The sequence below is a fragment of the Amycolatopsis sp. WAC 01416 genome, from assembly GCF_003947485.1.
Classification (GTDB): Bacteria; Actinomycetota; Actinomycetes; order Mycobacteriales; family Pseudonocardiaceae; genus Amycolatopsis.
On sequence record NZ_QHHX01000037.1, the window covers coordinates 1 to 201 of the forward strand.

Here is a 201-nt window from a genome sequence, read left to right on the forward strand (position 1 = left end):
GCACAACGCAAAGCCGAAGAACCCAAGACAGAAAAACCAAGAGAAAACCCCGCACCACGCCGCAGCATTCCCGCAGGCGGCAAAGGCGGCACAGGCCAACCAGTAGACCTACGCAAAATACGGGAAATCGGCAAAAACCCGGACAAACGACGACAAGCCGAACAAGCACAACGCAAAGCCGAAGAACCCAAGACAGAAAAA

The 201-nt window shown here is 54.2% G+C and carries 1 protein-coding gene; it reads left to right on the forward strand.

The genetic code is table 11. The features are described from left to right. Positions 1 to 201, forward strand: a 201-nt coding sequence (locus DL990_RS42105) for a hypothetical protein (protein ID WP_233620728.1), incomplete at both ends; no start/stop codon positions are given.